Origin of the sequence: Phyllobacterium sp. P30BS-XVII, assembly GCF_014138335.1 — a bacterium.
Taxonomy (GTDB): domain Bacteria; phylum Pseudomonadota; class Alphaproteobacteria; order Rhizobiales; family Rhizobiaceae; genus Phyllobacterium; species Phyllobacterium meliloti.
Map to the genome: position 1 here is coordinate 314,346 of NZ_JACGXO010000006.1, position 24,865 is coordinate 339,210.

General features: G+C 54.2%; 35 protein-coding genes. 18 read left to right on the forward strand and 17 right to left on the reverse strand.

The features are described 5' to 3' along the window. Positions 1–88: 88 nt before the first annotated feature. Both FHW17_RS18230 and FHW17_RS18235 read left to right on the forward strand, forming a co-directional pair. Complete coding sequence (locus tag FHW17_RS18230) at positions 89–640, forward strand: MaoC family dehydratase (RefSeq protein ID WP_348643754.1); 552 nt, start codon at positions 89–91, stop codon at positions 638–640. Next, positions 640–1,506: a CoA ester lyase gene (locus FHW17_RS18235; RefSeq protein WP_182510478.1), complete on the forward strand. Its 867-nt coding sequence runs from the start codon at positions 640–642 to the stop codon at positions 1,504–1,506. The genes FHW17_RS18230 and FHW17_RS18235 overlap by 1 nt, the downstream gene beginning before the upstream one ends. Positions 1,507–1,704: 198 nt before the next feature. Here FHW17_RS18235 and FHW17_RS18240 read toward each other — a convergent pair whose 3' ends face one another. Next, the gene (locus FHW17_RS18240; RefSeq protein ID WP_112529854.1) at positions 1,705–2,310 is read right to left on the reverse strand and encodes a flavin reductase family protein; all 606 of its coding nucleotides are present in this window, start codon (positions 2,308–2,310) and stop codon (positions 1,705–1,707) included. A 6-nt stretch (positions 2,311–2,316) separates the two neighbouring features. Next, the gene (locus FHW17_RS18245; RefSeq protein ID WP_112529856.1) at positions 2,317–2,898 is read right to left on the reverse strand and encodes a nitroreductase; all 582 of its coding nucleotides are present in this window, start codon (positions 2,896–2,898) and stop codon (positions 2,317–2,319) included. A 208-nt stretch (positions 2,899–3,106) separates the two neighbouring features. On the opposite strand from FHW17_RS18245, the gene FHW17_RS18250 reads away from it, so the two are divergent. Continuing rightward, positions 3,107–4,066, forward strand: a complete 960-nt coding sequence (locus tag FHW17_RS18250) for a hypothetical protein (RefSeq protein ID WP_182510516.1) — start codon at positions 3,107–3,109, stop codon at positions 4,064–4,066. Positions 4,067–4,069: 3 nt separating this feature from the next. On the opposite strand, the gene FHW17_RS18255 is transcribed toward FHW17_RS18250, so the two are convergent. The 5 genes from FHW17_RS18255 to FHW17_RS18275 all read right to left on the reverse strand — a co-directional run bounded on the left by FHW17_RS18255 (position 4,070) and on the right by FHW17_RS18275 (position 8,872). Continuing rightward, the gene (locus FHW17_RS18255; protein ID WP_112529860.1) at positions 4,070–4,891 is read right to left on the reverse strand and encodes a lysophospholipid acyltransferase family protein; all 822 of its coding nucleotides are present in this window, start codon (positions 4,889–4,891) and stop codon (positions 4,070–4,072) included. Positions 4,892–4,980: 89 nt separating this feature from the next. Next, complete coding sequence (locus FHW17_RS18260; RefSeq protein ID WP_182510479.1) at positions 4,981–5,586, reverse strand: LysE family translocator; 606 nt, start codon at positions 5,584–5,586, stop codon at positions 4,981–4,983. 153 nt (positions 5,587–5,739) lie between these two features. Beyond that, complete coding sequence (gene thrS / locus FHW17_RS18265; protein ID WP_182510480.1) at positions 5,740–7,722, reverse strand: threonine--tRNA ligase; 1,983 nt, start codon at positions 7,720–7,722, stop codon at positions 5,740–5,742. Between the two features lie 338 nt (positions 7,723–8,060). Continuing rightward, positions 8,061–8,408 (reverse strand): membrane protein insertion efficiency factor YidD, encoded by a 348-nt coding sequence (gene yidD, locus FHW17_RS18270; RefSeq protein WP_246706892.1) that lies wholly within the window; start codon positions 8,406–8,408, stop codon positions 8,061–8,063. Between the two features lie 17 nt (positions 8,409–8,425). Continuing rightward, positions 8,426–8,872 (reverse strand): iron-sulfur cluster assembly scaffold protein, encoded by a 447-nt coding sequence (locus FHW17_RS18275; RefSeq protein WP_112529868.1) that lies wholly within the window; start codon positions 8,870–8,872, stop codon positions 8,426–8,428. 273 nt (positions 8,873–9,145) lie between these two features. Here FHW17_RS18275 and folE point away from each other — a divergent pair, with 273 nt between their 5' ends. From folE to FHW17_RS18290, 3 genes are all read left to right on the forward strand, one after another. Continuing rightward, entirely contained in the window at positions 9,146–9,772 is a 627-nt protein-coding gene (gene folE / locus FHW17_RS18280; protein ID WP_112529870.1) for a GTP cyclohydrolase I FolE, read from the forward strand. Between the two features lie 27 nt (positions 9,773–9,799). Then, the gene (hisI, locus tag FHW17_RS18285) at positions 9,800–10,219 is read left to right on the forward strand and encodes a phosphoribosyl-AMP cyclohydrolase (RefSeq protein ID WP_113097800.1); all 420 of its coding nucleotides are present in this window, start codon (positions 9,800–9,802) and stop codon (positions 10,217–10,219) included. A 141-nt stretch (positions 10,220–10,360) separates the two neighbouring features. After that, positions 10,361–11,335 (forward strand): patatin family protein, encoded by a 975-nt coding sequence (locus tag FHW17_RS18290; RefSeq protein WP_091884722.1) that lies wholly within the window; start codon positions 10,361–10,363, stop codon positions 11,333–11,335. 24 nt (positions 11,336–11,359) lie between these two features. On the opposite strand, the gene FHW17_RS18295 is transcribed toward FHW17_RS18290, so the two are convergent. Continuing rightward, the gene (locus tag FHW17_RS18295) at positions 11,360–11,791 is read right to left on the reverse strand and encodes a CBS domain-containing protein (protein WP_112529875.1); all 432 of its coding nucleotides are present in this window, start codon (positions 11,789–11,791) and stop codon (positions 11,360–11,362) included. A gap of 125 nt (positions 11,792–11,916) precedes the next feature. Beyond that, on the reverse strand, positions 11,917–12,630 hold the full coding sequence (locus tag FHW17_RS18300) for a rhomboid family intramembrane serine protease (protein WP_112529877.1): 714 nt from the start codon (positions 12,628–12,630) through the stop codon (positions 11,917–11,919). Positions 12,631–13,147: 517 nt separating this feature from the next. Here FHW17_RS18300 and FHW17_RS18305 point away from each other — a divergent pair. Beyond that, a complete protein-coding gene (locus FHW17_RS18305) occupies positions 13,148–13,777 on the forward strand; it encodes a PAS domain-containing protein (RefSeq protein ID WP_182510482.1) in 630 nt (209 codons plus the stop codon). 101 nt (positions 13,778–13,878) lie between these two features. Continuing rightward, on the forward strand, positions 13,879–14,487 hold the full coding sequence (locus FHW17_RS18310; RefSeq protein ID WP_182510483.1) for a PilZ domain-containing protein: 609 nt from the start codon (positions 13,879–13,881) through the stop codon (positions 14,485–14,487). A 6-nt stretch (positions 14,488–14,493) separates the two neighbouring features. On the opposite strand, the gene FHW17_RS18315 is transcribed toward FHW17_RS18310, so the two are convergent. Continuing rightward, a complete protein-coding gene (locus FHW17_RS18315) occupies positions 14,494–14,955 on the reverse strand; it encodes a cupin domain-containing protein (protein ID WP_182510484.1) in 462 nt (153 codons plus the stop codon). Positions 14,956–15,347: 392 nt separating this feature from the next. Here FHW17_RS18315 and FHW17_RS18320 point away from each other — a divergent pair, with 392 nt between their 5' ends. Beyond that, complete coding sequence (locus FHW17_RS18320) at positions 15,348–15,917, forward strand: transglutaminase-like cysteine peptidase (protein ID WP_246706908.1); 570 nt, start codon at positions 15,348–15,350, stop codon at positions 15,915–15,917. 70 nt (positions 15,918–15,987) lie between these two features. Here the strand turns inward: FHW17_RS18320 and FHW17_RS18325 are convergent, their stop codons facing one another. After that, a complete protein-coding gene (locus tag FHW17_RS18325) occupies positions 15,988–16,515 on the reverse strand; it encodes a gamma carbonic anhydrase family protein (RefSeq protein ID WP_182510485.1) in 528 nt (175 codons plus the stop codon). Positions 16,516–16,658: 143 nt separating this feature from the next. Here FHW17_RS18325 and FHW17_RS18330 point away from each other — a divergent pair, with 143 nt between their 5' ends. Then, on the forward strand, positions 16,659–17,384 hold the full coding sequence (locus FHW17_RS18330) for a hypothetical protein (RefSeq protein WP_112529890.1): 726 nt from the start codon (positions 16,659–16,661) through the stop codon (positions 17,382–17,384). Between the two features lie 43 nt (positions 17,385–17,427). Here the strand turns inward: FHW17_RS18330 and FHW17_RS18335 are convergent, their stop codons facing one another. Then, positions 17,428–17,634: a DUF3126 family protein gene (locus tag FHW17_RS18335; protein ID WP_091884745.1), complete on the reverse strand. Its 207-nt coding sequence runs from the start codon at positions 17,632–17,634 to the stop codon at positions 17,428–17,430. 107 nt (positions 17,635–17,741) lie between these two features. Continuing rightward, positions 17,742–18,566 carry a serine O-acetyltransferase gene (gene cysE, locus FHW17_RS18340; protein WP_112529892.1) on the reverse strand — a complete coding sequence of 275 codons (825 nt, stop codon included), beginning with the start codon at positions 18,564–18,566 and terminating at the stop codon, positions 17,742–17,744. Positions 18,567–18,678: 112 nt separating this feature from the next. Between cysE and FHW17_RS18345 the strand changes: the two genes are divergently transcribed. Then, positions 18,679–19,488, forward strand: a complete 810-nt coding sequence (locus FHW17_RS18345) for an enoyl-CoA hydratase-related protein (protein ID WP_112529894.1) — start codon at positions 18,679–18,681, stop codon at positions 19,486–19,488. A gap of 3 nt (positions 19,489–19,491) precedes the next feature. On the opposite strand, the gene FHW17_RS18350 is transcribed toward FHW17_RS18345, so the two are convergent. The 3 genes from FHW17_RS18350 to FHW17_RS18360 all read right to left on the reverse strand — a co-directional run bounded on the left by FHW17_RS18350 (position 19,492) and on the right by FHW17_RS18360 (position 21,460). Then, a complete protein-coding gene (locus FHW17_RS18350) occupies positions 19,492–20,247 on the reverse strand; it encodes an alpha/beta hydrolase (protein ID WP_112529896.1) in 756 nt (251 codons plus the stop codon). Positions 20,248–20,355: 108 nt separating this feature from the next. Beyond that, complete coding sequence (locus tag FHW17_RS18355) at positions 20,356–20,772, reverse strand: DUF192 domain-containing protein (protein WP_348643758.1); 417 nt, start codon at positions 20,770–20,772, stop codon at positions 20,356–20,358. Between the two features lie 106 nt (positions 20,773–20,878). Further along, a complete protein-coding gene (locus FHW17_RS18360; protein ID WP_091884757.1) occupies positions 20,879–21,460 on the reverse strand; it encodes a cold-shock protein in 582 nt (193 codons plus the stop codon). A gap of 267 nt (positions 21,461–21,727) precedes the next feature. Here FHW17_RS18360 and FHW17_RS18365 point away from each other — a divergent pair, with 267 nt between their 5' ends. From FHW17_RS18365 to FHW17_RS18375, 3 genes are all read left to right on the forward strand, one after another. Continuing rightward, positions 21,728–22,168: a VOC family protein gene (locus tag FHW17_RS18365; RefSeq protein ID WP_091884886.1), complete on the forward strand. Its 441-nt coding sequence runs from the start codon at positions 21,728–21,730 to the stop codon at positions 22,166–22,168. 113 nt (positions 22,169–22,281) lie between these two features. After that, a complete protein-coding gene (locus FHW17_RS18370; RefSeq protein WP_112529900.1) occupies positions 22,282–22,530 on the forward strand; it encodes a BrnT family toxin in 249 nt (82 codons plus the stop codon). Continuing rightward, complete coding sequence (locus FHW17_RS18375) at positions 22,527–22,952, forward strand: BrnA antitoxin family protein (protein WP_112529902.1); 426 nt, start codon at positions 22,527–22,529, stop codon at positions 22,950–22,952. Before FHW17_RS18370 ends, FHW17_RS18375 begins: the two co-directional genes overlap by 4 nt. A 25-nt stretch (positions 22,953–22,977) precedes the next feature. Here the strand turns inward: FHW17_RS18375 and FHW17_RS18380 are convergent, their stop codons facing one another. After that, positions 22,978–23,184: a hypothetical protein gene (locus FHW17_RS18380; RefSeq protein ID WP_162700414.1), complete on the reverse strand. Its 207-nt coding sequence runs from the start codon at positions 23,182–23,184 to the stop codon at positions 22,978–22,980. A 180-nt stretch (positions 23,185–23,364) separates the two neighbouring features. Between FHW17_RS18380 and FHW17_RS18385 the strand changes: the two genes are divergently transcribed. From FHW17_RS18385 to FHW17_RS18400, 4 genes are all read left to right on the forward strand, one after another. Continuing rightward, on the forward strand, positions 23,365–23,619 hold the full coding sequence (locus FHW17_RS18385; RefSeq protein WP_112529906.1) for a helix-turn-helix transcriptional regulator: 255 nt from the start codon (positions 23,365–23,367) through the stop codon (positions 23,617–23,619). 26 nt (positions 23,620–23,645) lie between these two features. Continuing rightward, entirely contained in the window at positions 23,646–23,936 is a 291-nt protein-coding gene (locus tag FHW17_RS18390; protein ID WP_348643755.1) for a helix-turn-helix transcriptional regulator, read from the forward strand. Between the two features lie 4 nt (positions 23,937–23,940). Continuing rightward, positions 23,941–24,180 (forward strand): helix-turn-helix transcriptional regulator, encoded by a 240-nt coding sequence (locus FHW17_RS18395; protein ID WP_182510486.1) that lies wholly within the window; start codon positions 23,941–23,943, stop codon positions 24,178–24,180. A gap of 79 nt (positions 24,181–24,259) precedes the next feature. Further along, on the forward strand, positions 24,260–24,499 hold the full coding sequence (locus FHW17_RS18400) for a helix-turn-helix domain-containing protein (RefSeq protein ID WP_182510487.1): 240 nt from the start codon (positions 24,260–24,262) through the stop codon (positions 24,497–24,499). Positions 24,500–24,865 lie beyond the last annotated feature (366 nt).

The window sequence follows — 24,865 nt, forward strand, 5'->3', positions numbered from 1 at the left end:
AACTGTTAAACCCCAAGCCTTTTATTAAGACGGAGGCTAATGGCAAAAGGTTTACGATCGGTTCACCATATCGATTAACCATACTCAATTGACGTTCTCAGAGAAGTTTTCTCCTGCCCGTTGCGAAGCCGGTAAAGCCGCCCTAGTCTTTTGCAAAAATTTGCATCGAGGAGACGCCAAACAAATGGCCGGACTATATCTGGAAGAATTCGAAGTCGGGCACGTCTTCAATCACAGCCTGCGCAAGACCATCACCGAAAGCGATAATATGCTGTTTTCGGTCATGACCCTGAACACACAGCCGCTGCATATCGATTTTGACTTTGCCGCCAAGACAGAATGGGGCAAGCCGCTGGTCAATTCCCTGTTCACGCTGGGGCTGATGATCGGTATTTCGGTTAATGACACCACCATCGGCACCACGATTGCCAATCTTGGGATGACTGACGTTACCTTCCCTTCTCCGCTGTTCCATGGCGATACGGTGCGGGTGGAAACATCCGTTCTGTCAACACGGCCCTCCAAATCCAAGCCGGATCGCGGCATTGTCGAGTTTGAGCACCGTGCCTACAACCAGAACGGTGTTCTTGTTGCCAAATGCACGCGTCAGGCGATGATGAAATCGAAGAGTGCTGCCTGATGCGCTCGCTATTGTTTGTTCCGGGCGATTCGGAAAAGAAGCTGGAAAAGGGTCTGACCAGTGGTGCGGATGTGCTGCTGATCGATCTTGAGGATTCGGTCAGTGCCGAACGCAAGGAAGCGGCCCGGCAGATCGCCGCGGATTTTCTGAAAACCAATCGCGATAAAACCACGCCGCGTCTGTTTGTGCGGATCAATGATCTGACCAGCGGACTGGCGGATGCCGATCTCGATGCGGTGATGCCCTCTTTGCCGCACGGCATTCTTCTGCCCAAATCCAACAGCGGCAAGGATGTGACGCGCCTTTCAGCCAAATTGAATGTGCATGAAGCTCATGCAGGCGCGGCAGAAGGCGCGACACAGATCCTTGCGATCATCACCGAAACAGCACTGGGCACGCTATCCACTGCAACGTACCCCGACGCATCCTCCCGGTTGATCGGGTTGAGCTGGGGTGCGGAGGATTTGTCCGCGGTGATCGGCGCCCGCGCCGTGCGTGATGATAATGGGCGCTATACGGATGTGTTTCGATTGGCCCGTGCGCTGACGATTCTGGGTTCCTCTGCCGCCGATGTCGCTGCGATTGATACTGTTTATATCAATTACCGGGACGATGAAGGTCTTGCGCGCGAATGTGCGGAAGCCGAACGCGATGGCTTTACCGCCAAACTTGCCATTCACCCGGCACAGGTACCCGTGATCAACGAGGTGTTTACCCCCTCCGCCGAGGCTGTCCAGCACGCCCAAAAGATTATTCAGGCATTTGCCGATGATCCCACTGCCGGGGTGATTGGCATTAACGGCCAGATGTTCGATCGCCCGCATTTGAGAAGAGCTGAGCGGTTGATGGCAAGAGTGGGTGGTTAGACAACAAGATTGCAGGACTGTTGTGGGTGGTTCGTGGTTCGTGGTTCGACAAGCTCACCATGAGGGAGAGTGTGGATGAAAGGGAGCTATTTTCTGCAAACTCTGTGAGGAACCGCAACGTTGGACATTATCGTTGCATCACCCCTCTCCCTCATGGTGAGCTTGTCGAACCACGGACCACGAACCGGTGAAATTACATCACTCCTCCCATTTGGGGCGGAACATCTGAAATGTCTCTGATACTGTGGCGAAATCCATGTAACCGAGGCGGGAGACCGGTTGGGCCTTGGTCATATCCACAAGACCATCTTTGAGAATTGCCTCGTTGATATGAACGCCGATCACCTCGCCCGTGACCATGATTGCCTGAACCGGATTGCCGTGGCGATCCTTCGGATGCTGGATATCGGTCACAACACATTCCAGCGTTGCAAAGGCTTCGGCCACACGCGGTGCGCCGATGAGATTGCAATCGGCGGCATGAAGCCCGGCATATTCAAATTCGCTGATACCGCGCGGGGCATTCACCGATGTCTTGTTCATGGCAACCGACAGGTTGGCGCTGACCAGATTGGCGGCAAATTCGCGTGTTTCCTCGATGAAGGTCACACTGTCCTTGCGCCCTTCCGAAGAAAACATGATCAGGCACGGTTTGGTGCTGATCATGTTGAAGAAGGAGTAAGGCGCCAGATTAACCCTGCCATCAACTGAGCGGCTTGATATCCAGCCGATAGGACGCGGTGCAACAATGGCCTTCAGCGGATCGTGCGGCAGGCCATGGCCGTCATCGAATTTGTAGAACATGCTGGATCAGGCCTTCCATGGTCCGGAATATTCCGACAGGATGTCCTTCACATCAGGGCGCGGGCGCTCCGGCACTTTCGTATCGCAGGTGCCGATATGGACAAACCCCGCAACCCTTTCGTGTGGTGCAAGGCCCAGCAAAGCCCGGCCCTTTTCATCGGAAGAATACCAGTTGCTGATCCAGTTGGTGGCGTAGCCAAGGCCGTTGGCCGCATGAACAAGGTTCATTGCCGCTGCACCCGAGGACAGGAACTGTTCCCATTCAGGAATATGATGATCCACCTTGGAAAAGATCACGCCGATGACCAGCGGCGCACGCGCAAAACGTTTCAGCTCCTGCTCGCGGCGCTGCTCGGTCAAGGGTCCTTCCCGCTCTTCAGCCAGTTCAGCCAGATATTTGCCCACTTCAACGCGGGCATCGCCACGATACAGCACAAAGCGCCAGGGGGTCAGCCGGCCATGATCGGGCACGCGCGAGGCAATGCGGATCATGGTTTCAATATCCGCATCGCTTGGACCCGGAAGACCGATGGCCGAGATGGGGGTGGAGCTGCGCTGCGACAAAAACTCTATAATGGGAGAAGGCATAGAATGATCCATGGAATGATGTACCAGGTCCTGTTTTTCGAATGGGCGGACAATGTCTTGGTTTCATCACCTGTGTAAAGTCACGATCGTGCGAAAAAGCCTTGAAATTGCCACCCGCTTGAGATCAAAACAGCGAATGGGCAAATTCTTCAATCAGCAAGCGGCCATTGGCTCCGGCAAACACAGGCAATTGCTTGTGGCGCTGGCTATGAGCCTGCTTGCCCCGGCAAACTTGTTTGCCGGGAGTGCGTCGGCACAGTCGCTCGCGCCTGAAGTAAAGATGCCGGCGATTCCCGCCATCAATGAATATGCCAATCCGAAAGCGCCAGCCAACAACCCCATTGCCAATGAGCCGGAACTGGTTCTGTCGGCAAAGCTTGCGGAAAATGGCGAAAATATCGGGCGCGGCCTTGTCTGGCGCATATTCTCACCGGAACCTGATCCCGACGGCAAGTTGCAACTTCTTGCAACTTCGAAGGGCGGTACCACCTCATTCAATCTGGCACCGGGCAGTTATCTCGTCCATGTGGCCTTTGGCCGGGCCGGTGCCACAAAACGCATCACCATGACACGCGCCAAGCGCAACGAGACAATGATTCTCGATGCGGGCGGGGTTAAGCTGAATGCCGTGCTTTCCGGCGGCGGACGCATTCCGCAGGATCAGCTGCGTTTCTCGATCTATGAGGACCACGAGGATGCAACCGGCGAGCGGGCACTGATCATCCCTGACGTGAAGCCGGAAAGCGTCGTACGGCTCAATGCCGGGACGTATCAGATCGTTTCCAATTACGGCACAGCCAATGCGGTCATCCGCGCGGATATTCGCGTCGAAGCGGGCAAGATCACCGAAGCCAATGTGGAACACCGCGCGGCGCAGCTGACCATGAAACTGGTACGTGAAAACGGTGGTGAAGCGCTTGCGGATACGGCCTGGTCGGTACTGACGACCTCAGGCGATATCGTGCGTGAAAGCGTTGGCGCGTTTGCATCCATTGTTCTGGCAGAAGGCGAATACATCATCATCGCCAAGAACAAGGACAAGATTTACCAGCGCGACTTCAAGGTCGTTGCCGGGCGCAATCAGGATGTTGAAGTGCTGGCAACAGGCGGTGCCAGTGCCGCCTCAACCGCCAATCAGCCTGTTGGCGGCGACGAGCCGCTGGATTAATGCCTAGCGGGATTTGGCCGGATCGAGCGAAAACACCGCGCCATACATATAATCCAGCAAAGCTTTGCGATCGACCAATGGTGCAAGTTCGGACCAGTCCATTGTCCGGCCTATGCGCACATTGATGGCTTTTCCCGACAGTTTACGGAATTCCCGGATAAGCAGCGAAATACGCAGGGTCATGGAAATCTTGCTGGCAAGATGGAAGAAGCGACCATTCTGCCCGCCGAAATAAACGGGAATGACCGAAGCCTTGGCTTGCTGCACCAGCTTTGCCGGAAAAATCTTCCATGGAAGATCCTCTGCCCGGCCAAAGCCCTTGCGTGCCGTCGCAACGCCGCCTGCCGGGAAGACGACAATGGTGACGCCTTCTTTCAAAAGGCGCACGGCTTCGTGACGCGTCGCCATATTCATCGCCACGGCTTCCTTGGTCTCGTCAAAACAGACCGGCAGTGCATAGGGGCGGATTTCCGGCACTTTCATCAGATCATTATTGATAAGCACCCGGAACGGACGCCCGAGTTGTTCGGCCAATGCCAGGGCGGCGATGCCATCGCCAATACCGAAAGGATGGTTGGCAACGATCACCAGCGGTGTTTCAGGCAATTGCTGCGGCGGCCATTGATCCTGAACATCGAGTTTGATGTTGATCAGGTCCATCATGCGGCAGAAGACATCAATACCAACAGGGACAATGTCCGTGCGCCACGCATTGTAGAGCCGCACATAATGATCGCGGCCCGACAGACCTTCAATCGAACGGATCAGCCATTGCGTTGCGCGTGACTGGGTGTCGTTGGCATAGGAGAGTTCTCTGAACTGCACGTTTGCATCCCGGCAAATAGTGAATCGGCTGAATAATCACGCCATTCCATGACAGCGTGATGAAGCACGCCGCTCAATTACATGAGCCGTCAGCGAGCCGCAACCAAAACTCCTGCACCCACCATCAACACACCTGCACCTTTGTTCATAAGCCGGATGCGTTCAGGCCTCTTCAACGCACTCCTGGCCTTCAATGCAACAATGACATGGCCGCCAACGACAATAACTTCAATCAGAGCGATGACGAGCAGCAGAATGAGGGTATCGGTTATCGACAAGGGTTTTATGCCAAGCACACCGGGGAGCAGGGCAAGATAGAATATTGGCATTTTGGGGTTACTGATATTGAGCAAAAAGCCAGTCAAAAACAGCCTTGCGAGCCCACCCTTCATTTGGCGGGGTGCCGCATCCGGATTGGATCGCCACATCGAAATGCCCGTATAGGTGAGATAGGCAGCGCCAGCATATTGCAGCAGTCGCAGGTTTTCATTCATATATTGCGAAATCGCATTAAAACCGATGGCGGCAAGGACGACAAAACAGAAAATGCTGCACACAACGCCTGTACCGTAAGCTATCCCATGGGATGGGCCATTCGACACTGTTTTGGACAGGATCGTGATATTATCGGGTCCGGGACTGACCGCGAAAACAAAGAACGCCAAACTGAATGTCAGGATTGTCGCAATATCCATTGTGTTCCCCAGACGCTGTTCAGTCGTTCAGGACAAATACGGTTATGGCAATCTAGCAGCAGAGGCGTATCGTTGAAATCCGTAGGATTACGAAGGTGCCTAGGGATGCGACAGCGTGATGAAAGTCACCACGCTGTCATAAAATGTTCGGGTTTACTCGGCGGCCAGACGCAGGAGATCGGGCGGCGTTGCTTCATGGCTGAGCTGCCTGATTGCATCATCAAGGCTGAGTGACATCTGATTCTGCGAGCCAAGACGGCGCATATTGACCGTACGCTCTTCCGCTTCACGCATGCCGCAGACGAGAATGACCGGTACTTTCTGCAAGGAATGCTCGCGCACCTTGTAGTTGATCTTCTCGTTGCGGAAATCCGTGATGACCTGAAGACCGGCAGCCTTCAGTTCCTTGGCAACCTGCCTGCCATAATCATCGGCTTCCGTGGTGATTGTGGCAACCACAACCTGCACCGGCGCGAACCATAGCGGCAGATGACCGGCAAAGTTCTCGATGAGAATGCCGAGGAAACGTTCCATCGAGCCGCAGATGGCACGATGGATCATCACCGGCTGTTTCTTTTCCGAGGTTGAGTCGATGTAGAATGCACCAAAACGTTCAGGCAGATTGAAATCCACCTGTGTCGTTCCGCATTGCCACTCGCGGCCAATGGCATCTTTCAGCGTATATTCGAACTTGGGACCGTAGAAGGCACCCTCGCCCGGCAGAATGCCGGTTTTGATATCGTTCGACTGCTGCTGGATCTGCTCCAGAACGCCCATCATGACCTCTTCGGCGCGATCCCAGAGCGCGTCCGAACCGACACGCTTTTCGGGACGTGTCGAAAGCTTGATGGTGATCTCGTCAAAGCCGAAATCCTTGTAGACCGACAGGATCAGATCATTGATGCGCAGACATTCGGCCGCCATCTGTTCGTCCGTGCAGAAAACATGCGCGTCGTCCTGTGTGAAGCCACGCACGCGCATCAGACCATGCAATGCGCCTGAGGGTTCATAACGATGCACATTGCCGAATTCTGCAAGCCGTACAGGCAGATCACGGTAAGACTTCAAGCCATGTTTGAAGATTTGCACATGACCGGGGCAGTTCATCGGCTTGAGCGCAAAAATGCGTTCATCATCGGTTTCGTCGCCGGCAACCGTCACCTTGAACATGTTGTCGCGATACCAACCCCAGTGACCCGACGTCTCCCACAGGGATTTGTCGAGCACCTGCGGTGCATTGACCTCCTGATAGACGCCATCGAGACGGCGGCGCATATAGCTGACCAGTGACTGGAACATGCGCCAGCCCTTGGCATGCCAGAACACAACACCGGGGCCTTCTTCCTGAAAATGAAACAGGTCCATTTCGCGGCCAAGCTTGCGGTGATCGCGTTTCTCGGCTTCCTCAAGCACATGCAGATAGGACTGTAATTCCGCATCGGTCGCAAAGGCCGTACCGTAAATGCGGCTGAGCATCGGATTGTTGCTGTCGCCGCGCCAGTAAGCACCGGCCACCTTCATCAGCTTGAAGGCATTGCCGACCTGCCCTGTCGAGGACATGTGCGGGCCGCGGCAAAGGTCATACCAGTCGCCCTGCGCATAAATCTTCAGGTCCTGATCTTCAGGAATGGCATCGACAAGCTCGACCTTGTAGGCCTCGCCCTTGTCGGCAAAGACTTTGCGAGCCTTTTCGCGTGACCAGATTTCCTTGGTGAACGGCTTGTTGCGGCCAATGATCTCGCGCATCTTCTTCTCGATGACCGGCAGGTCGTCGGGCGTGAAGGGCTCGTTCTTGGCAAAATCGTAGTAGAATCCGTTCTCGATCACCGGACCAATGGTAACTTGCGTACCCGGAAACAGTTCCTGCACGGCTTCGGCCAGAACGTGGGCACAGTCGTGCCGGATCAGCTCAAGCGCGCGCGGATCATCGCGGGTCAGGATTTCAATGCTGCCGGAAGCCAGCAGCGGGTCGGAAAGATCGCGCACAACGCCATCAACCGCATAGGCGACTGCCTTCTTGGCAAGGGATTTCGAGATTGATTCAGCAAGTTCCGCACCAGATATGGCAGCATCATAATTGCGCTTCGAGCCATCGGGGAATTGCATGGATACAGTTTTGGAAACTGTCTGTGACATCAGATTGCTCCTATCCAGTCCCGCCAACGGTTGCGGGTGGTGTTTGGTAACCGGAACGGCTCCGGCGAGCGGACTTTTAATCAGAGTTATGACCGGCGTAAAGTACCTGTCGATGAAAAGGGGATTGGGCTGCCTTACTTTACCTCAAGCCCCCCCCCTTTCTCCGTCATCCTCGGGCTTGACCCGAGGACCCACGGTAAACAGCAGGAATACATCCGCAATTTCAAGTTTCACGTAAGGGCAAACGCTGAATGCGCCGTGATCTCGGCTACTCAGTCGTGGGTCCTCGGGTCAAGCCCGAGGATGACGGAGAGTGGGATGTTTAGCAGAGATGGGTGTCAACGCTGCTTGCCCACCCCCCAGTAGCGCCAGGGCATATACCACACAAACCGCGCATCGAGTAATGTCGGCACCGGATCATGACCATGGGTGCCACCGGGTCCGCAACGGACAAAGCGGAAGAGCCCCATCCAGCCACCCGTCCACAACCCATAGCGGGCAATGGACTCATAAGCATATTCGGAGCAAGTCGGCAGGTGACGGCAGGAATTGCCGATAAAGCCTGACAATGTCAGCTGGTAGAGCCTGACAAAGCCGGTTCCAAACAATCGCCCGGGGGTTTTCGGCCAGACACCGCCCCAGTTACGCGAATATTTTTTGGGTTTCCCGGCGGGATCATCAGCCAAATGCTCACACATGAGCGTCAGGCCGCAGCTTCGGCGTTTTTCTTCTCGATCTGGTCGAGGCAATCCACCACGGCCTCGAAAGTCAGCATGGTGGAATTGTGCCGCGCCTTGTAATCGCGCACCGGCTCAAGAAACTTCAATTCCTCGAAACGCCCTTCCGGCGGTGCTCCATTTTCTTTCAGCATTTTGAACATGGCATCGCGCACATCGCGCAATTCCTGGCTTGTCGCCCCGATCACATGGCGGGCCATGATCGACGAGGATGCCTGACCAAGGGCGCAGGCTTTGACGTCATGGGCAAAATCCGTCACCACACCGTCTTTGACCTTCAGATCGACAATCACCGTCGAACCGCAGAGTTTGGAATGGGCTTTCGCCGATGCATCGGGACTATCCAACCGTCCAAGACGTTGAATATTTCCGGCAAATTCCAGAATACGCGTATTGTAGACGTCGTTGATCATAATGGACTTCCGCACCTCATCCGAACCAAAGTGCAACCAGAGCATTGTCTGGCATTTGGCCCTATGAATCCTGAATTCACTCTCTATATAGTATTTGAGCGGGCCAGCATAAAGCACCATGGCGTAAATTCTGCGACAATGGTATTTGTGATCGCCCAGGCAGAAGCTTACGGGCCAAGCCGGCTTCAATACACCGCGTACTCGTTACGGAACGATTATCGTGTATTGCCGTTTAACTCGTCGCTCCTCTGAGGGCGACTACGGGAGATCGCGATGGATGCGGTAATAAAAAGTTTGCAGTCAACGACTGTCAATCAGAACAATCTACGACGTCCGACACAGGAAGAAGCGGAAGCAGCAGTGCGCACGCTGTTGCTCTGGGCCGGTGACAATCCGGATCGTGAAGGTCTTCTGGATACGCCGCAACGCGTCGCCAAGGCCTATAAGGAGCTGTTCTCGGGTTATGATGAAAGCCCCGAAGACGTGCTCGGCCGGACCTTTGAAGAGGTCGCCGGATATGACGATATTGTCTTTATAAAAGACATTCCGTTCTTTTCCCATTGCGAGCATCATATGGTTCCCATCATCGGCAAGGCGCATGTTGCATATCTTCCCGATGGCGAAAAAGTGGTTGGCCTGTCCAAGATTGCCCGCGTGGTCCACATGTTTGCCCGTCGTCTGCAAACGCAGGAGAGCATGACGGCGCAGATTGCCAATGCCATTCAGGATTCGCTGCGCCCCCGTGGTGTAGCCGTCATGATCGAGGCCGAGCATATGTGCATGGCCATGCGCGGTATCCGCGTCTCCGGCTCGACAACAACCACGACCACTTTCACCGGTGCGTTCAAGGCTGATGTCAATGAGCAGGTTCGCTTCATGACACTTCTCAAGGGCCGCTAGGCGCTTTCATTTCCAGAATTGGCATTCATGAGCAACGGTTCCTTTTCGTCTCCCCTTGCGGACAAACATGACAATGAAGAAGGCGCGGTGTTCGCACCGCGCTTTGACGCTGCCGGCCTTGTAACCACCATCGTTACCGATGCGCATGATGGTCATCTCCTCATGGTGGCGCATATGAATGCGGAAGCATTGCGCCTCACTTTGACGACCGGCATTGCCCATTACTGGTCCCGTTCGCGTCAATCACTCTGGAAAAAAGGCGAGACGTCAGGAAATCTGCAATCAGTCGTAGAAATGCGCACCGATTGCGATCAGGATGCTCTTTGGCTCAAGGTGACAGTGGCTGGAAATGGCCCTACCTGCCACACTGGCCGCAGATCATGTTTCTACCGCCAAGTCATCAGCGAAAATGGTACATCCCATCTGGTCATGACACCTGCGGCGTAGCTCAACATTTGCTACCAGGCACTGTCGAACGACTGCTCTCATTTTCGTTGGTTGGCTAAGCGGCCATAATTCCGCAATATTCATGCTTTGGATACCAAAGTGAGGGGATAATGTGCGAATACGACTTTAGGAGTGCAAGCCATGCTCGAATGGGCATCGCGACGGTTGCGTGCGGCGGAACCGATTGGCGTCACTGACGGTCCGAAGGTACCTGTTCTGGACCCGTCCCCACATGTTGAAAAAAGAGCCCCCATTGCGCTGGCGCTTGGCGGCGGCGCGGCGCGCGGCTGGGCCCATATCGGCGTTTTGCGAGCGCTCGATGAAGCGGGTATCGAAATTTCCATGATTGCGGGAACGTCGATCGGCGCGCTTGTCGGTGGCTGCTATCTCGGCGGCAAACTCGATCAGTTGGAAGAGTTCGCCCGCAGCCTGACCAAACGCGGTATTTTCAGCCTGCTGGATCTGCGTTTCGGCGGCAATGGCATTTTCGGCGGCATGAAGCTTGACCGCCGCTTGCGCGAGCATCTGGCAGAACTTGCCATTGAGGATTTGCCAAAGCCTTTCGTTGCGGTTTGCACCGAGATCAATACGGGTCATGAAATCTGGCTGACCCGCGGCAGCCTGATCACTGCCATGCGTGCTTCCTATGCCCTGCCCGGTGTGTTTGAACCCGTTGCCTGCAATGGCCGCATACTGGTTGATGGCGCGCTGGTAAATCCTGTGCCGGTCTCCGTCTGCCGCTCCTATGAACAGCCGCTGGTTGTGGCGGTGAACCTGCATTACGACCAGTTCGGCCGTGCAGCGGTGATCAAGCATTCGGCGGAAGCACCGAGTGCGCAGGATGTCGAACCGGAAGGTGCAGGCAGCCATTTTCGTGCAGCGAGAGCAACACGGCTTGGGATAACAGGCGTAATGATGGAATCCTTCAACATCATTCAGGACCGGATTTCACGCGCCCGCATGGCAGGCGATCCGCCCGATATCGCGCTGCTGCCGAAAATCGGCCATGTGGGGCTTGCCGAGTTTCATCGGGCCGATGAGGCGATCAAACTCGGCTATGAGGAAACCATGGCCCGGCTCGGCGAACTCGAGCGCATGCAAAAGGTTGTTTTTTAAACCGCCAATATCAACGCAACCGCTTCAGGCGGTTGCGATATAGCTACGAATTTCTTCGGACTCGCGCTCGACCTCTTCGATACGCAGTTTCACCACGTCACCGATCGAGACGATGCCATGCAATGCCCCGTCTTTTTCGACAGGCAGATGGCGGAAGCGTCCGCGGGTCATCATTTCCATCACCTGATTCACCGTGTGCATTTCCGAGCAGACACTGACCTTGATGGTCATGATATCCGAGATCGGACGCCAGAGTGCATCGGCACCATCGGCAGCAATGGCGCGCACAACATCGCGCTCTGACAAGATGCCCTTGATGGCTCTCTTTTCATCAACGATTACAATCGCACCAATCTTGTGCTTTGCAAGTGCAGCAACCGCATCACCGAGTGTCGTGTCGGGTGCAGCGCTAAAAACGTCGTAGCCTTTGCGTTCCAGTATCAATTTGACTGTCATGTACGTCCTCCTTGCACATTAGCCTAACTCCTGACCGCCGGAATCCTCCTTTATCCCTGCGGCCAATACGCCATGGTGCGCGTATGTTGCACCCAATGCAACAGCTTTGCAATTATTCCAACAGTTCAGCGCCGGTCCGTGCGATCGAACAGGGCAACACCGAAAAAGCCAAGGAGAAAGCCGCCAATATGCGCTTCCCAGGCTATGGTTGCCGCGCCCTGGCCCGGCGTGAAGGCAATAAGGCCGGTTGCGATATTGGTAACAAACCAGACAGCGACAAAGACAAGAACCGTGCGGGTTCTCAAGGCAACCGCGATTGGCAGGATCGGTCCGGTGAACGCAGCAGAATTGCGCTGGGTTGAGCGGCGGAAGCCGAAACGCGCCGCAGCACCCATCATGCCTGAGATGGCGCCCGAAGCGCCGACCAGAGGGATCGGGCTTGCCGGATAAATGGCAAAATGCAGCATGACCGCAGCAATCGCCGTGACGATCCAGAACAGCGATGTACGCAGCGGTCCGATACGCGCAGCGAGCGGCGAGCCAAACGCAGCCAGCCAGATCATGTTGAGCGCGATATGGGCAAAACTGCCATGCATGAAAGAATAGGTGATGGTGGTGAGCCACGCCGCCGGTGAATAAAACCCGCCAAACTGTGAAAACCGCGCCGGGATGAAAGCATAATCCAGCAGGAAATTATTGTCCTGCGCGTCGGTCAGCACATAATTCTCGATCAAAAACACGGCGATGCAAATCGCAAAAATGGCAAGGATGACGCCGGGAATGTTGAAGATCGGCTCGCGTGCCGGTGGCTGATTGTGCGCGTTCGTAGGCTCGGTCATTCTTCCCGCCGCTGATTCACTTTGAGAACTCTGCTTAGCAGCAAACTCACCAAACAAAAATAAGGCCGTTCAATGAACATGAACGGCCTCAATTTGAATACTTCAACAGATAACTCTACTCGCCACCCTTGTCGCACAGGCTACCCAGCAGCTCAATCTAAACCATTTATTAACCTTAACTGCCCCCTACGGTGGACACAGCCGCATCATCAATGGCGCTTCCCCACCAGCGGTGCCAATGTCCCGAGCAGTGTTAATGATGATGGGGCTGATGGCTGGTGCTGCATGGGTTCGTCGTGCGTGGTTCGACAAGCTCACCATGAGGGAGAGTGGGGATGCAACGCTAATCGCATAGAGTGGAGAGTGGAGCATAGATGTAACAGCGTAAGGGTTGCAGCGCAGACGTTGCCGAATTTGGCTCCCTTTCATCACCCCTCTCCCTCATGGTGAGCTTGTCGAACCACGAACAACCCATCCACCACGCAAATTAGAAATTAACGGGTCCCGGAAGCATCATATGCAGCATGATGGAGCGAGCGAGCTTTTCGCCTATTGGAACGATCTGCGCGGAACCCGCGCAGCGCCGGAGCGGCGGGAAATATCGCCTGCCCTCATCCGCTCGCGCCTGTCCGACACGTTCATCCTGCGCGCAACTGGAGCGTCTGAATCACGTTTCCGGTTGGCCGGAACGCGCATCTGCTCGATCTATGGACGGGAACTCAAAGGCCAGACATTTACCTCAATCTGGCAGGCCAAGGACAAATCGGTTATTGCGCGGATCATCTCCAGCAGCCTGACAACCAAGACCGTCGTGCAGTCCACCTATGAGGGCAAAAGCAGCCGTGGCCGCAAAATGCTGTTCAATCTCATTCTCCTGCCACTGGCAAACGAGGTAAATGAACGGCATCTCCTCGGCATGATCACCGCCGCTGGCAAACCGTTCTGGCTGGAATCCGATGCAATCATCGAGAACAGTCTCCGGTCGATATCCATGGTCGATCCGCTTCAATCAGCTGTTGTGCCGGTCAATCATCCATTACAGGAAGACCACAGACTTGTGGTGGCCAACAGGCTGTTGCCTGCCCCCAATGGCAGCCGCCGGGTGAGGCATCTGATGGTTTTCGACGGCGGAAAGATGCCGGATTAAGCTAGCGAACTCTCATCAATCCTCATCCTGTTACCTCGCCGTTAAGACTTGTGTTCTACTTTGGATTGAGCAAAATCCAATTTCAACTTCCCGGACAGTTCATGCATTTAACCCGTGACGATACAAATCCGACTATCGGCGCCACGGGAAAGTTTCATCGCGTGAAGGTGGAGCTTTATGGCCGCTTCATGCTGGAAGACCGCACCGAGCATGTCTGTCAGATCGACGAGATGTCACCCGGTGATGCGCTGTTCACGACGGAAGTCATGGCAAGCACCGGCGAGCGTGTCATCGCCTATATCGATCATATTGGCCGGGTTGAAGGTCATGTGGAGCGTCTGGTCAGTGGCGGCTTCCTGCTTGCGCTCATTGCTTCAGACCGCAAGAAGAACAAGATCGCAGCGCAACTGACCTGGCTTTCCAACAAGCATGAACTTGATATGCCCGAGGACCGGCGCCACCAGCGCATTGCACCAAGCAATCCGATTTCCATGCTTGGCATGTCCGATGGCCGCGAATATCCCTGCCGTATCATCGATCTGTCGATTTCAGGTGCTGCCGTGGAAATCCGCATGCGCCCCGCCCTGAACAGTCAGGTTGTTCTGGGTTCCATGCGCGGGCGTGTCGTGCGCCATTTCGAAGAAGGGATTGCGATCGAGTTCGCAAGCGTCCAAAGCCGCGAAACAATCGAAATCGCCTTCGAGAACTAGACGGCTTCAGGAACCGGTATAGGGCGTACCGTCCTTGTGGACGAACCGGCCATCGGAACTCCCGCTCATCATATCAATATCGGAACAGGTGATAAGGTCTTGCGGGTTGCGCGACCCTACCTCGAGATAAACAGCCATAGCCGACGATCTGTTGATCATGTGATGGCCATTACCGGTGTTTTTGGCAAATGTTGCGCAGTCGCCTGCTTTCAATATCGTTTCGCCACCATCTTCGATAAGCGTCACTTCCCCTTCAAGGATATAGACAAGCTCGTCCTCATGGCTGTGCCAATGACGCTGGCTCGACCAACTTCCGGCCGGTAATGTCATCAGATTAACGCCGAAATCGCTCAGACCACCCGCATCGCCAAGACGCCGCCGCGTGCGCGCAGCGCAGGGTGCATCGAAAGGCGGCGGATAACCTGAACCCGGACGGACAGGCACGGTGGCAAGATCGATCTTGGGCATGGAACGGCTCCTCCTTTGCGAACCCGCACGTTAAACGAAAGCCGCCCTTAAGAACAATCCATCACTACCTTCCGTCTTGGTTACCAAAAGCATACATTTTGGCCGAATGTGGGCGACGCAGCTTTAAGCGATTGTCAATCACACTTTATTCGGAAAAACAGAACTTTAACCCCTATATACTTTGTACATCTCCACTTATTCTTACTTTAAATAAAATGGTAATATTTAATAATACTTTGCAAACGATCAATAGTTTATTTTTTACTACTTATTTTTCTCACATTTATTTCTTCTATTTACCGGCTGGTCAATGTCTCCATGCCATTCTCGCCTTAACCGGGGAGACGACGGTAATGATAAAAAGCATGATTTTAGCGGGCGCAGCCCTTCTTATGATGACAATGAGTGTACAGGCTGGACCGGCACGGTCCTCGGCAACAGTGATGCAAACCGGCGGGCGTACATCGCAGCCGATCGGTCATTATGATTTTTGCCAGATCTATCAGGATGAATGCCGCATCAAAAGCATCAGCGATACGCCTGTAACGTTGACGCCAAAGGTCTGGGCACAGCTGGTTCAGATCAACACCACTGTGAATACGCAGATAAAGCCTGAAACCGATATGGAAATCTGGGGCAAGGCGGAAGTCTGGTCCTATCCAACCACCGTCGGCGATTGTGAGGATTATGTTCTGCTCAAGCGCAAGATGCTGATCGAGCGTGGAATGCCTGTTAATTCGCTGCTGATCACTGTTGTCAGGCAGATGAATGGCGAAGGCCACGCAGTTCTTACCGTGCGCACGGATCGCGGTGACTATGTGCTCGACAATCTGGAAGCGCAGATCAAGCCGTGGAATGAAACGACCTATGACTATCTGAAGCGTCAGTCGATCTACAACACAGGCGCATGGGTTTCGATCAGTGACGACCGCCAGGTTCTCGTTGGCAGTATCGCCCAGTAGGATTTACACATCCGCTTTCATGGCAAGCCAGTTCCGGCAACGGAGCTGGCTTTTTCATGAAGCCTATAGATCAGATGGGCTCCATGCCGCGCATGAAGCGCCTGCCATTCTCGACATAATGGGCGGCTGAAATCCTGAGTTGTTCGATGGCCGCGTCATCCAAAGTGCGAATGACCCGGGCGGGCGAGCCGACGATCAGCGAATTATCGGGAAATTCTTTGCGTTCCATCACAAGCGCACCGGCTCCCACCAGCGAATTTTTGCCGATCTTCGCGCCGTTGAGAATAATGGCACCCATGCCGATCAATGTGTTCTCGCCAATGGTGCAGCCATGCAACATGGCGCGGTGGCCGATGGTGCAGCCCTCGCCGATTGTCAGCGGATAGCCCATATCCGTATGCATCACCGTGTGCTCCTGCACATTGGTGTTGCGGCCAATATGGATGGGTTCATTATCACCGCGCAAAACCGACCCAAACCAGATGCCGGCATTCTCGCCAAGGAAAATCCTGCCAACCAATACGGCATCGGGCGCGATCCAGTTTGACTCCCGGTGTTCAAATTCGGGCGCGTGGCCATCGAGCGTATATATGGGCATAAATCCTCCTGAGATTCGCTGATGCCAGCTTAGCCACCCAAATGCATTCTTCACAGACGATTAACCATAAATCAGCACTTTGCCGCTAGTCTTCCCCTGATCTCAGGCAGTTTCAAAAATCTGCCAACAGGACCGGAAGAGCGATGCAAACCTCTGCACAGCGCGTGGAACCGATAACCGGCAGCCCTTTTCTGCAACGTGTCTTCTATGGCCTTATTGCATTGGCTCTTTTCACGGCAGCACTGGTGACAGCCGGGCATTATTTCGGCCACACCATTTCGCTTGGCGGACATACGGAAGATACGACGCCGCACGAGATCGTTATCGGCAATAGTGTGCTTGAATTGCCCGCCAATGCCATCCGCTTCCGGGCGCAGCGCCGCGATGGAGTGGCCCAAAGGGTCGATCTCTATCTGCATTGGCCCGACATGCAGGGTTATCAGCCGACATTTATCAAGGATTTCAATGGTGCAGGTGAGACAAAAACACTGCTGTTTTTGACCTTCGAGCCACGCGCCACATCCCGCGACATGTCGGGCCGCTATGGCCAGATCTATAGCACGCTGACCGATGGTCCCGGCATCAAAGGCCCATCCGGACTAACCATCCAGAATTTCCTGACGACAAGTGGCTTCGTGAGCGAACAGCTTGTCACCTCATCGCAAAGCAAAAATCGCGAATTGTTTGTTGCCCGCTGCCTTGACGAGGAAACATCAAAAGCCAATCTGGCATCGTGCCAGCGGGATATCTTCATTGGTGAGGATTTGCAGTTGACCTACCGTTTTCCGCGCGAATTTCTCGCGAACTGGCAGGAATTGGACCAGAAGGTCCTGAGCTTTGCGCAAGGTCATCTCAAAACACCGAAGTGACGCCACATGGGGCGGCACTTCCATTCACGACAGCGTTTTGCTGTCAGAGATCCATGTCCAGGATAGCCATGGAGAAGTTGTAGGACAGTTCGCCCTCGTCTTCATCCTTGTAGATCAGGCCGAGAAATTCATCACCAAGATAGAGTTCAGCTGAGTCGTCCTTGCGTGGACGCGCCTTTACCGTGAGGTCCGTGTTTCTGAATGTACGCTTGAAATAGCTGTCGAGTTTTTTCAGTTCTTCGGGTTTCACGCGGTTTCTCCTGTCGAATAGATAATCTGGAAGCGGGCTTGTGGCATGCGATAACCGGCCCTGTAAAGGGCCGGTGTTGTCGTTTCTGGCAGCTGAAGTCTTCTGCTTCAGTCGAAATTGGTGACAAGCTGGTCCATGGCGCGGGACGGTTCCGTGCAGCCGGCTTCGCCAACGACGCGGGCGGGAACCCCGGCAACGGTGACATTATGCGGAACGGGTTTCAGCACCACGGAACCGGATGCGACTTTTGAGCAATGGCCGATTTCAATGTTGCCAAGAATATTGGCGCCAGCGCCGATAAGAACGCCATGGCGAATCTTTGGATGGCGATCGCCGGTTTCCTTGCCCGTACCGCCAAGCGTCACGCCCTGAAGGATCGACACATTGTCTTCGATGACCGCGGTCATGCCCACAACAATGCCGGTGGCATGGTCAAAGAAAACACCCTGCCCCATGGGCACGGCGGGATGAATATCCACCTGGAAAACCGAGGAAGAGCGGCTCTGCAGATAGAGCGCAAAATCCTTGCGGCCCTCATTCCACAGCCAATGCGCCAGCCGGTGCGTCTGGATTGCCTGAAATCCCTTGAAATAGAGGATTGGCTCGATGAACCGGGTGCAGGCGGGATCGCGGTCATAAACAGCCTGAATGTCAACGCGCAGCACTTGCGACCAGTTGGGCGTCGCTTCCATCATCGCGGTAAATGTCTGGCGCAGCAGTTCCGATTCCACATCCGGATGATCAAGCCGCTGCGAAATGCGGTGAATAACCGCCTGTTCCAACGACTGATGGTTGAGAATTGTGGTGTAAAGAAACGTGGCAAGAAGAGGCTCCTGACGGATCGTCTCTTCGGCTTCGGCACGGATGGAAAGCCAAATCGGGTCCATCTGCTTGACTGAACCGGCCAATTTCATCGGGTTGCTTGCGGACATGTCCTACTCCAGGCAATCAGCCAATATTCTTGCTTCATCCTCTAGCATACGGCAAAAATGATATTCTGACACTTCAAATTCCTGAACTCTGGCCCCAAGAAAAATTGAAGATATGATCGACTTGTCTGAACATCATCCGGCACTGCCAGAGGGTCTGCATTTCACGCATTCGGACTACACCGCTACCATTTTCTTCGACAGGCCCGCCAGAAAAAACGCCATCACCGCCGCGATGTGGGCTGCATTGCCGCAACTCATGGCTCATTTGGACGGCAATCCTGATGTGCGCCTTGTGGTTTTTGAGGGTGTGGGAAGCGATTTTTCCGCCGGTGCCGATATCAGCGAATTTGAAGCCGTGCGCAAAGATGCGCAGACTGCACGTCTTTACGAAGCACAGAATGTCCAAGCTTTTGAAGCGGTTCGCAACTGTTCCAAACCCAGCATAGCAGCCATTCGCGGCATCTGCTTTGGCGGCGCCTTCGGCATTGCGGCGGCTTGCGACCTCAGACTGGCAACGGATGATGCACGGTTTTGCGTTCCGCCGGCAAAGCTCGGCCTTGCCTATCCGCGTCAGGCAATGGGCGATATTGTCGAGGCTGTTGGTCCGCAAATGGCGCGTTTTCTCACTTTTACCGGCGCTGTCATCAACGCGGAAGCGGCGTTCAAAAGTGGGTTTCTGCTTGAGATCACCGACGCTGGACAACTTGACGAGCGCATAGCAGCGATTTCTGCGGAGATAAGCGGCAATGCACCGCTCAGCATCAAGGCGTCCAAACAGGCGATCCGCGCATCCATTACACGCGAACCTGCCGATCTCGATCAGGCGGACCGTCTGGGTGACATGACTTTCGAAAGTCTCGATTATGCCGAGGGACGCGCGGCCTTTCGTGAAAAACGCAAGCCGCGTTTCAACGGCACATAAGCGTTAAAGCGGGTGTTCTTTGAGGAATTTGACGACGGCTTCCTTGAACACCTTGTCGCCCACCGCAAGCATATGATCGCGGTTTGGGATATCGATGGCCTCGCCATGCGGCATCAGGGCCGCCAGCTTATGCGGACTACCACCGATATCGTCCTTGGTGCCCACGGCAACCAGCGCCGGCTGGGTGATGCGTGCCATATTGGCTTCGCTGACTTCCTCCTTCGAGGTGATCACACAGGCGGCTAGGGCAATCTTGTCGCTCTTGGTTTTATCGGCAAACATACGGAACATTTTTCCGCGCGGATGCGTCACCGATTCAGCGTCATCAGCCAAGAGTGCCTCGGCAATGGGATTCCAGTCACCGGCGCCTTCGACCATGCCGATACCAAGCCCGCCAAAAATGACATCATGCACCAGTTCAGGATGTTCCAGCGCCAGAAAGGCGGTAATGCGCGCGCCCATGGAATAGCCCATCACATGGGCTTTTTTGATACCGAGATGCTTGAGTAATGCAGCAGCGTCACCCGCCATCAGTGTCGGCGTATACAGTGATTTCTCGTGCGGCTTGTCGGATTGGCCATGACCACGGTTGTCAATGGCAATCGCCCGGTAGCCAGCGGCTGTCAGCGTCGGAACCCAACCCGGTTGAACCCAATTGTAAAAATGCGAGGAGGCAAAGCCATGGATGAGCAGGATCGGTTCGCCCTCGCCTTCATCAATATAAGCGAGCTTCAATCCGTCATTGTCAAAGAATTTCATAGGGTCGGGACTCGTTGATTTGGTGCAAAAGTAAGAGGATTTTTGCAGGGATACAAGTTTGTGCGCATAAATGTGGTTCGTGGTTCGACAAGCTCACACGAATACAGTCTATTTCCTCGCACACTTGCCGCAAACTGCTTCAATGGCTGGATGATGAACCTTATCACCAACCGCAACGCCCAACCGCCGGGCCGTGCCAGCCTTGACTTCGATAACGAACCGCGCGGCGCCGCCTGAGGAAATTGTCGCACGGGAAAACGGCACCGCATTTTCGCGAATAGCCGAGACGCGCCCGTTTTCATCGAGGAAAATCATATCGAGTGCCGAAGGCGTGTTTTCCATCCACATGGTGACCAGACGGCTTTTCTCAAACACAAACAGCATGGCGCTGTTGTCTTTCAGATCGGTGCGGAACATCAGGCCGCGCTCGCGCTCCTCATCCGTATCGGCCACCTCGACCTGAAAGGGCACATCGCCCTTTGCGGTGTTGATGACAAGCGGCGCCGCGTCGATTGCCAGATGCATCGGCTGCTGATCGGCTGCGCGCACGGGCAATACGGCAAAAGCGAGCACAAAAAAGCCGATCAGGAGAGATCGGCACAATCTGATCGATCGAGTCATCGGGAGATCTTTAATGGGATGCCGGCAGTTGCGTGCCGATATCGGGGTGAACCTCGGATGCCATCAGGCCCTTGTCGCCATTGCCAAAGCGAATGAGGACGACCTGTCCCGGACGCAGTTCGGTCAGACCGAAGCGGCGCAGGGTTTCCATATGAATGAAAATATCCTCGGTGCCTTCGCCGCGGGTCAGGAAGCCAAAGCCCTTGGTCCGGTTGAACCATTTGACCAGAACGCGTTCCAGACCACTTGAAGGCGTGACAGTGACATGTGTGCGCACTGGCGGCAGTTCCGTCGGGTGAACGGCGGTGGAGCTGTCCATAGAAAGGACGCGAAAACACTGCATACCGCGCTCGCCCTGCTTGACCTCGCAAACAACGCGCGAACCCTCAAGCGCAGTCTGAAAGCCATCACGGCGCAGGCAGGTCACATGCAGAAGAATATCTGGCAGATCAGAATTATCAGGGACAACAAAACCATATCCCTTGGCGACGTCGAACCATTTGATAGCGCCCGCAACCTCGATGAGGTCGAGGCCATCGGACAATTGTTCATCATCGGGGGAATGCTGGGCTGATACTGGTCTGTCTGACATGAAGCGAGCCCTCCTCTCCTGAAACCAAACACTGATTCTCTTAATTCAGAATAACACCTGTCCGACGGATGAGGGCAAGTATCATCTGACTGTTTTTGTTGAAAAACAGGTGCAAATCTCTTCAACACCCGGTCAACCGCCCTTCACAAGACCGTTAATTTGTGGAGCCACCAAAATAATGTTACCAAAAAGTCGTAGGCGTTTCGCCTGAGCAATCGGATGATTGCCCCAATCTTTCACACACTGACGAACATCCAAGGGAAAACGATGCGCTATCTTCACACAATGGTCCGCGTCCGCGATGTTGCTGAATCGCTGGATTTTTACTGCAATAAATTTGGCCTTGAGGAGATCAGGCGTACGGAAAACGAAAAAGGCCGCTTCACGCTGATCTTTCTGGCGGCACCTGACGATAAGGGTCGCGCGGTTGCTGAACGGGCACCGGAACTGGAACTGACATTCAACTGGGACCCGGAAACCTACACGGGCGGGCGCAATTTCGGCCACCTCGCCTATGCCGTCGAAAACATCTATGAGACCTGCCAGACTCTGCAGGACAAGGGTGTTACCATCAATCGCCCGCCGCGCGATGGCAATATGGCCTTCATCCGCTCGCCCGATGGCATTTCCATCGAACTCATCCAGAAAGGTCCCGCTCTGCCGCCGCAGGAGCCGTGGCTGTCCATGCCGAACACCGGCAGCTGGTAATTCCGCTTATTGCCGTTCATCGCCGCTCCTGATGGGGCGGCGCTAACCACGGGCACTCTCTCTAGGTACAACTCCCAATACCTTGTACATCTCATTTAATGTAGTTACATTATATGAAGATCATATGGGATGAACCGAAGCGCCAGCAAAACCTCGCCAAGCACGGCTTGGACTTTGCTGATTTGTTGATCGAGTTCTTTCTGGATGCGCATATTGAAAATGCCAGGAATGGCCGTTTTTTAGCCATTGGTGATTATAACGGACAGACCATCGTCGCAGTCGTGTTCAAACTGCTCGGATCAGAAGCGCTTTCAGTTATTTCCATGCGATACGCAAGCCGGAAAGAAAGGAGCCGTTCATGACAGCAAAATGGCCCAGTTTCATCACCAAAGACCTTGGTAAGACTCCCGAAGACGATGCGGAAATGACGCGTCGGTGGGAAGTCTATGACCGGGAGATGCAGGCTCTCATAGCTGCCGGAGGCGTTCATATGGACGATGACGGCTGGTGGGTTGACGATGCGACTGGTGAATTGATTGGCCCCGACCCGGAAATCGAGCGGCCTCTTACGGATGAAGAATTGACGCGTGCGCGGCCCTTCAAGGATGTATTTCCGGAATTGTATGAAAGCATTCAACGCGCCCGCGGGCGTCCACCCGTCGATACTCCCAAAAAGCAGATAACGCTTCGCGTCGATCAGGATGTGATCGCCAAGTTCAAAGCGACGGGCAAAGGCTGGCAAAGCCGTATCAACGAAGTGCTCAAACAGGCAAAGGTGAAATAGGTCGGCAATCTTTGTCTGGTCTAGTTTACCCTGCCGGTGCGTTGCGCGCAGCGTCCAACAGCGCATTGATGCTTACAATACGGTCATCGACAATATTGCAGATACTTTGAAGAGCGTTCTGCTGCCGTTCATTGTCTATATCGGACGTGGCCATAGAGAGGACTTCAACGAGGTGTGTGACCTCCCTCAGCATATTACCCGCATCAAGGAGTTTGGCTGATTGATTGCTCATGATTTGGCCTCGGAAAAATTGATGTTCTTTACATTTTGCTTTCGCGGTTGATAAATATCGATCAGGGCCTTTGCCCTTTTTCAGTATAATGAAAAAAGATATGGGTAACATAAATCGTTGCATGTCGTTGCGTCAAACGATTTCTGTTATTGTAAGCTAAAATGGTTATAGGAAAATAGTTTGATAAACCCCGATCAATGCAGAGCAGCGCGGGCACTGGCCAATATGTCCCAAGATGATCTGGCCAAGGCTGCCAAAGTGGGCCTGTCGACAGTTCGCAATTTCGAAACTGGCCGGTCCGTACCCGTCACCAATAATCTGGAAGCGATAACGCGGGTGCTTCAAGAGAAAGTTGTTTTCCTCGCAGATGGAGAGAATATTGATGGTGCTTCCGGTGTGAGGCTTCGCAGCCCGATGAGTCCATCTACTCCATAAGTCTATATTGCCGCCAATCGACTGTTATGAAAAAGTCGCAGTTGGACGATGCAGGGGAAAACGCGTTGCTGACAACTGGGAACCAGATCAAAGCTGCACGTGCATTGGCAGGTATGGGACAAAAATCCCTTGCCGATGCGGCCAGTGTTGGAATCAACACGATCCGTAACTTCGAAGCATCAGGCAAAGAGGTCGTCCAGGGCAGGATTGGCACTCTGGAAGCAATACGAAATGCACTTTTCAAGGCCGGTGTGGAACTGCTCGATGATGGGCAGCCATCAACCAGCGGTCCTGGCGTCAGGCTTCGGAAAGAATGACAAATTGATCTCCCCTGCCCAATGCCGCGCAGGTCGTGCCCTTCTCCAATGGTCTCAACAACAGCTTGCGGACGCGGCCCATATCGGCGTCGTGACCGTACGGCAGTTCGAAAGCGGTGCGGCTGAACCGCGCCACGCGACACTTGATGTCATGAAACGCGCTTTCGAGGCCGCCGGGGTCATTTTTGAAGCTCGCGGTGAAATGGTTCCCGGCGGCCCCGGCGTTCGTCTCGCGGAAAGATAAATTGGTACGTCTAAGGTCTATATTGCCGTCAGCACATTGCTGTGGGACAGTTGGTTGACGTCGATTGTTGGAGAAAACATTGCTCACGACTGGCAATCAGCTTCGTGCCGCACGCGCACTTATTGATATGGATCAAACAACACTCGCCAAAAGTGCGGGTCTGAACATCAACACCATAAGCGCCATGGAAAAGAAGGGAGCGACTGGACTTACAAGCGGGCTCGACAAAATATACAAAATCATGCGCGTTCTTGAGGCAGCCGGTGTGGAATTCCTGAACCATGGCCAACCCGGCGTGCGCCTACGTAAGGACAGATGATTTGATTTCTCCTGCACGGCGCAGCGCGGTCAGCGCCCTTCTCTCCGTTTTGATGAGGGTAGCAGCTATCGCTGTCACAACAATCTTGGGAATGCTGGCGCTTTACGGATGGCTGCTTCCAGCATTGCACGTTCAAACGCCATACGCTCTGGCGATTGGAGTCTTAGTGTCAGCTGTGATGGCCTTTTATGTTGTCCGACGGACACACAGTCTTTTACCAGCTTTTGTCGGCGCTTTAGGCGTCGCTCTTCTTGTTGGTTATATCTCCATGGTTCTACTACTGAATATATTCGGCTCGTAGTGTACGGGACTCCATGGACGGAACCATACTGCCTCTTTGGCGGTCAACTAATCACCAAGGATTTC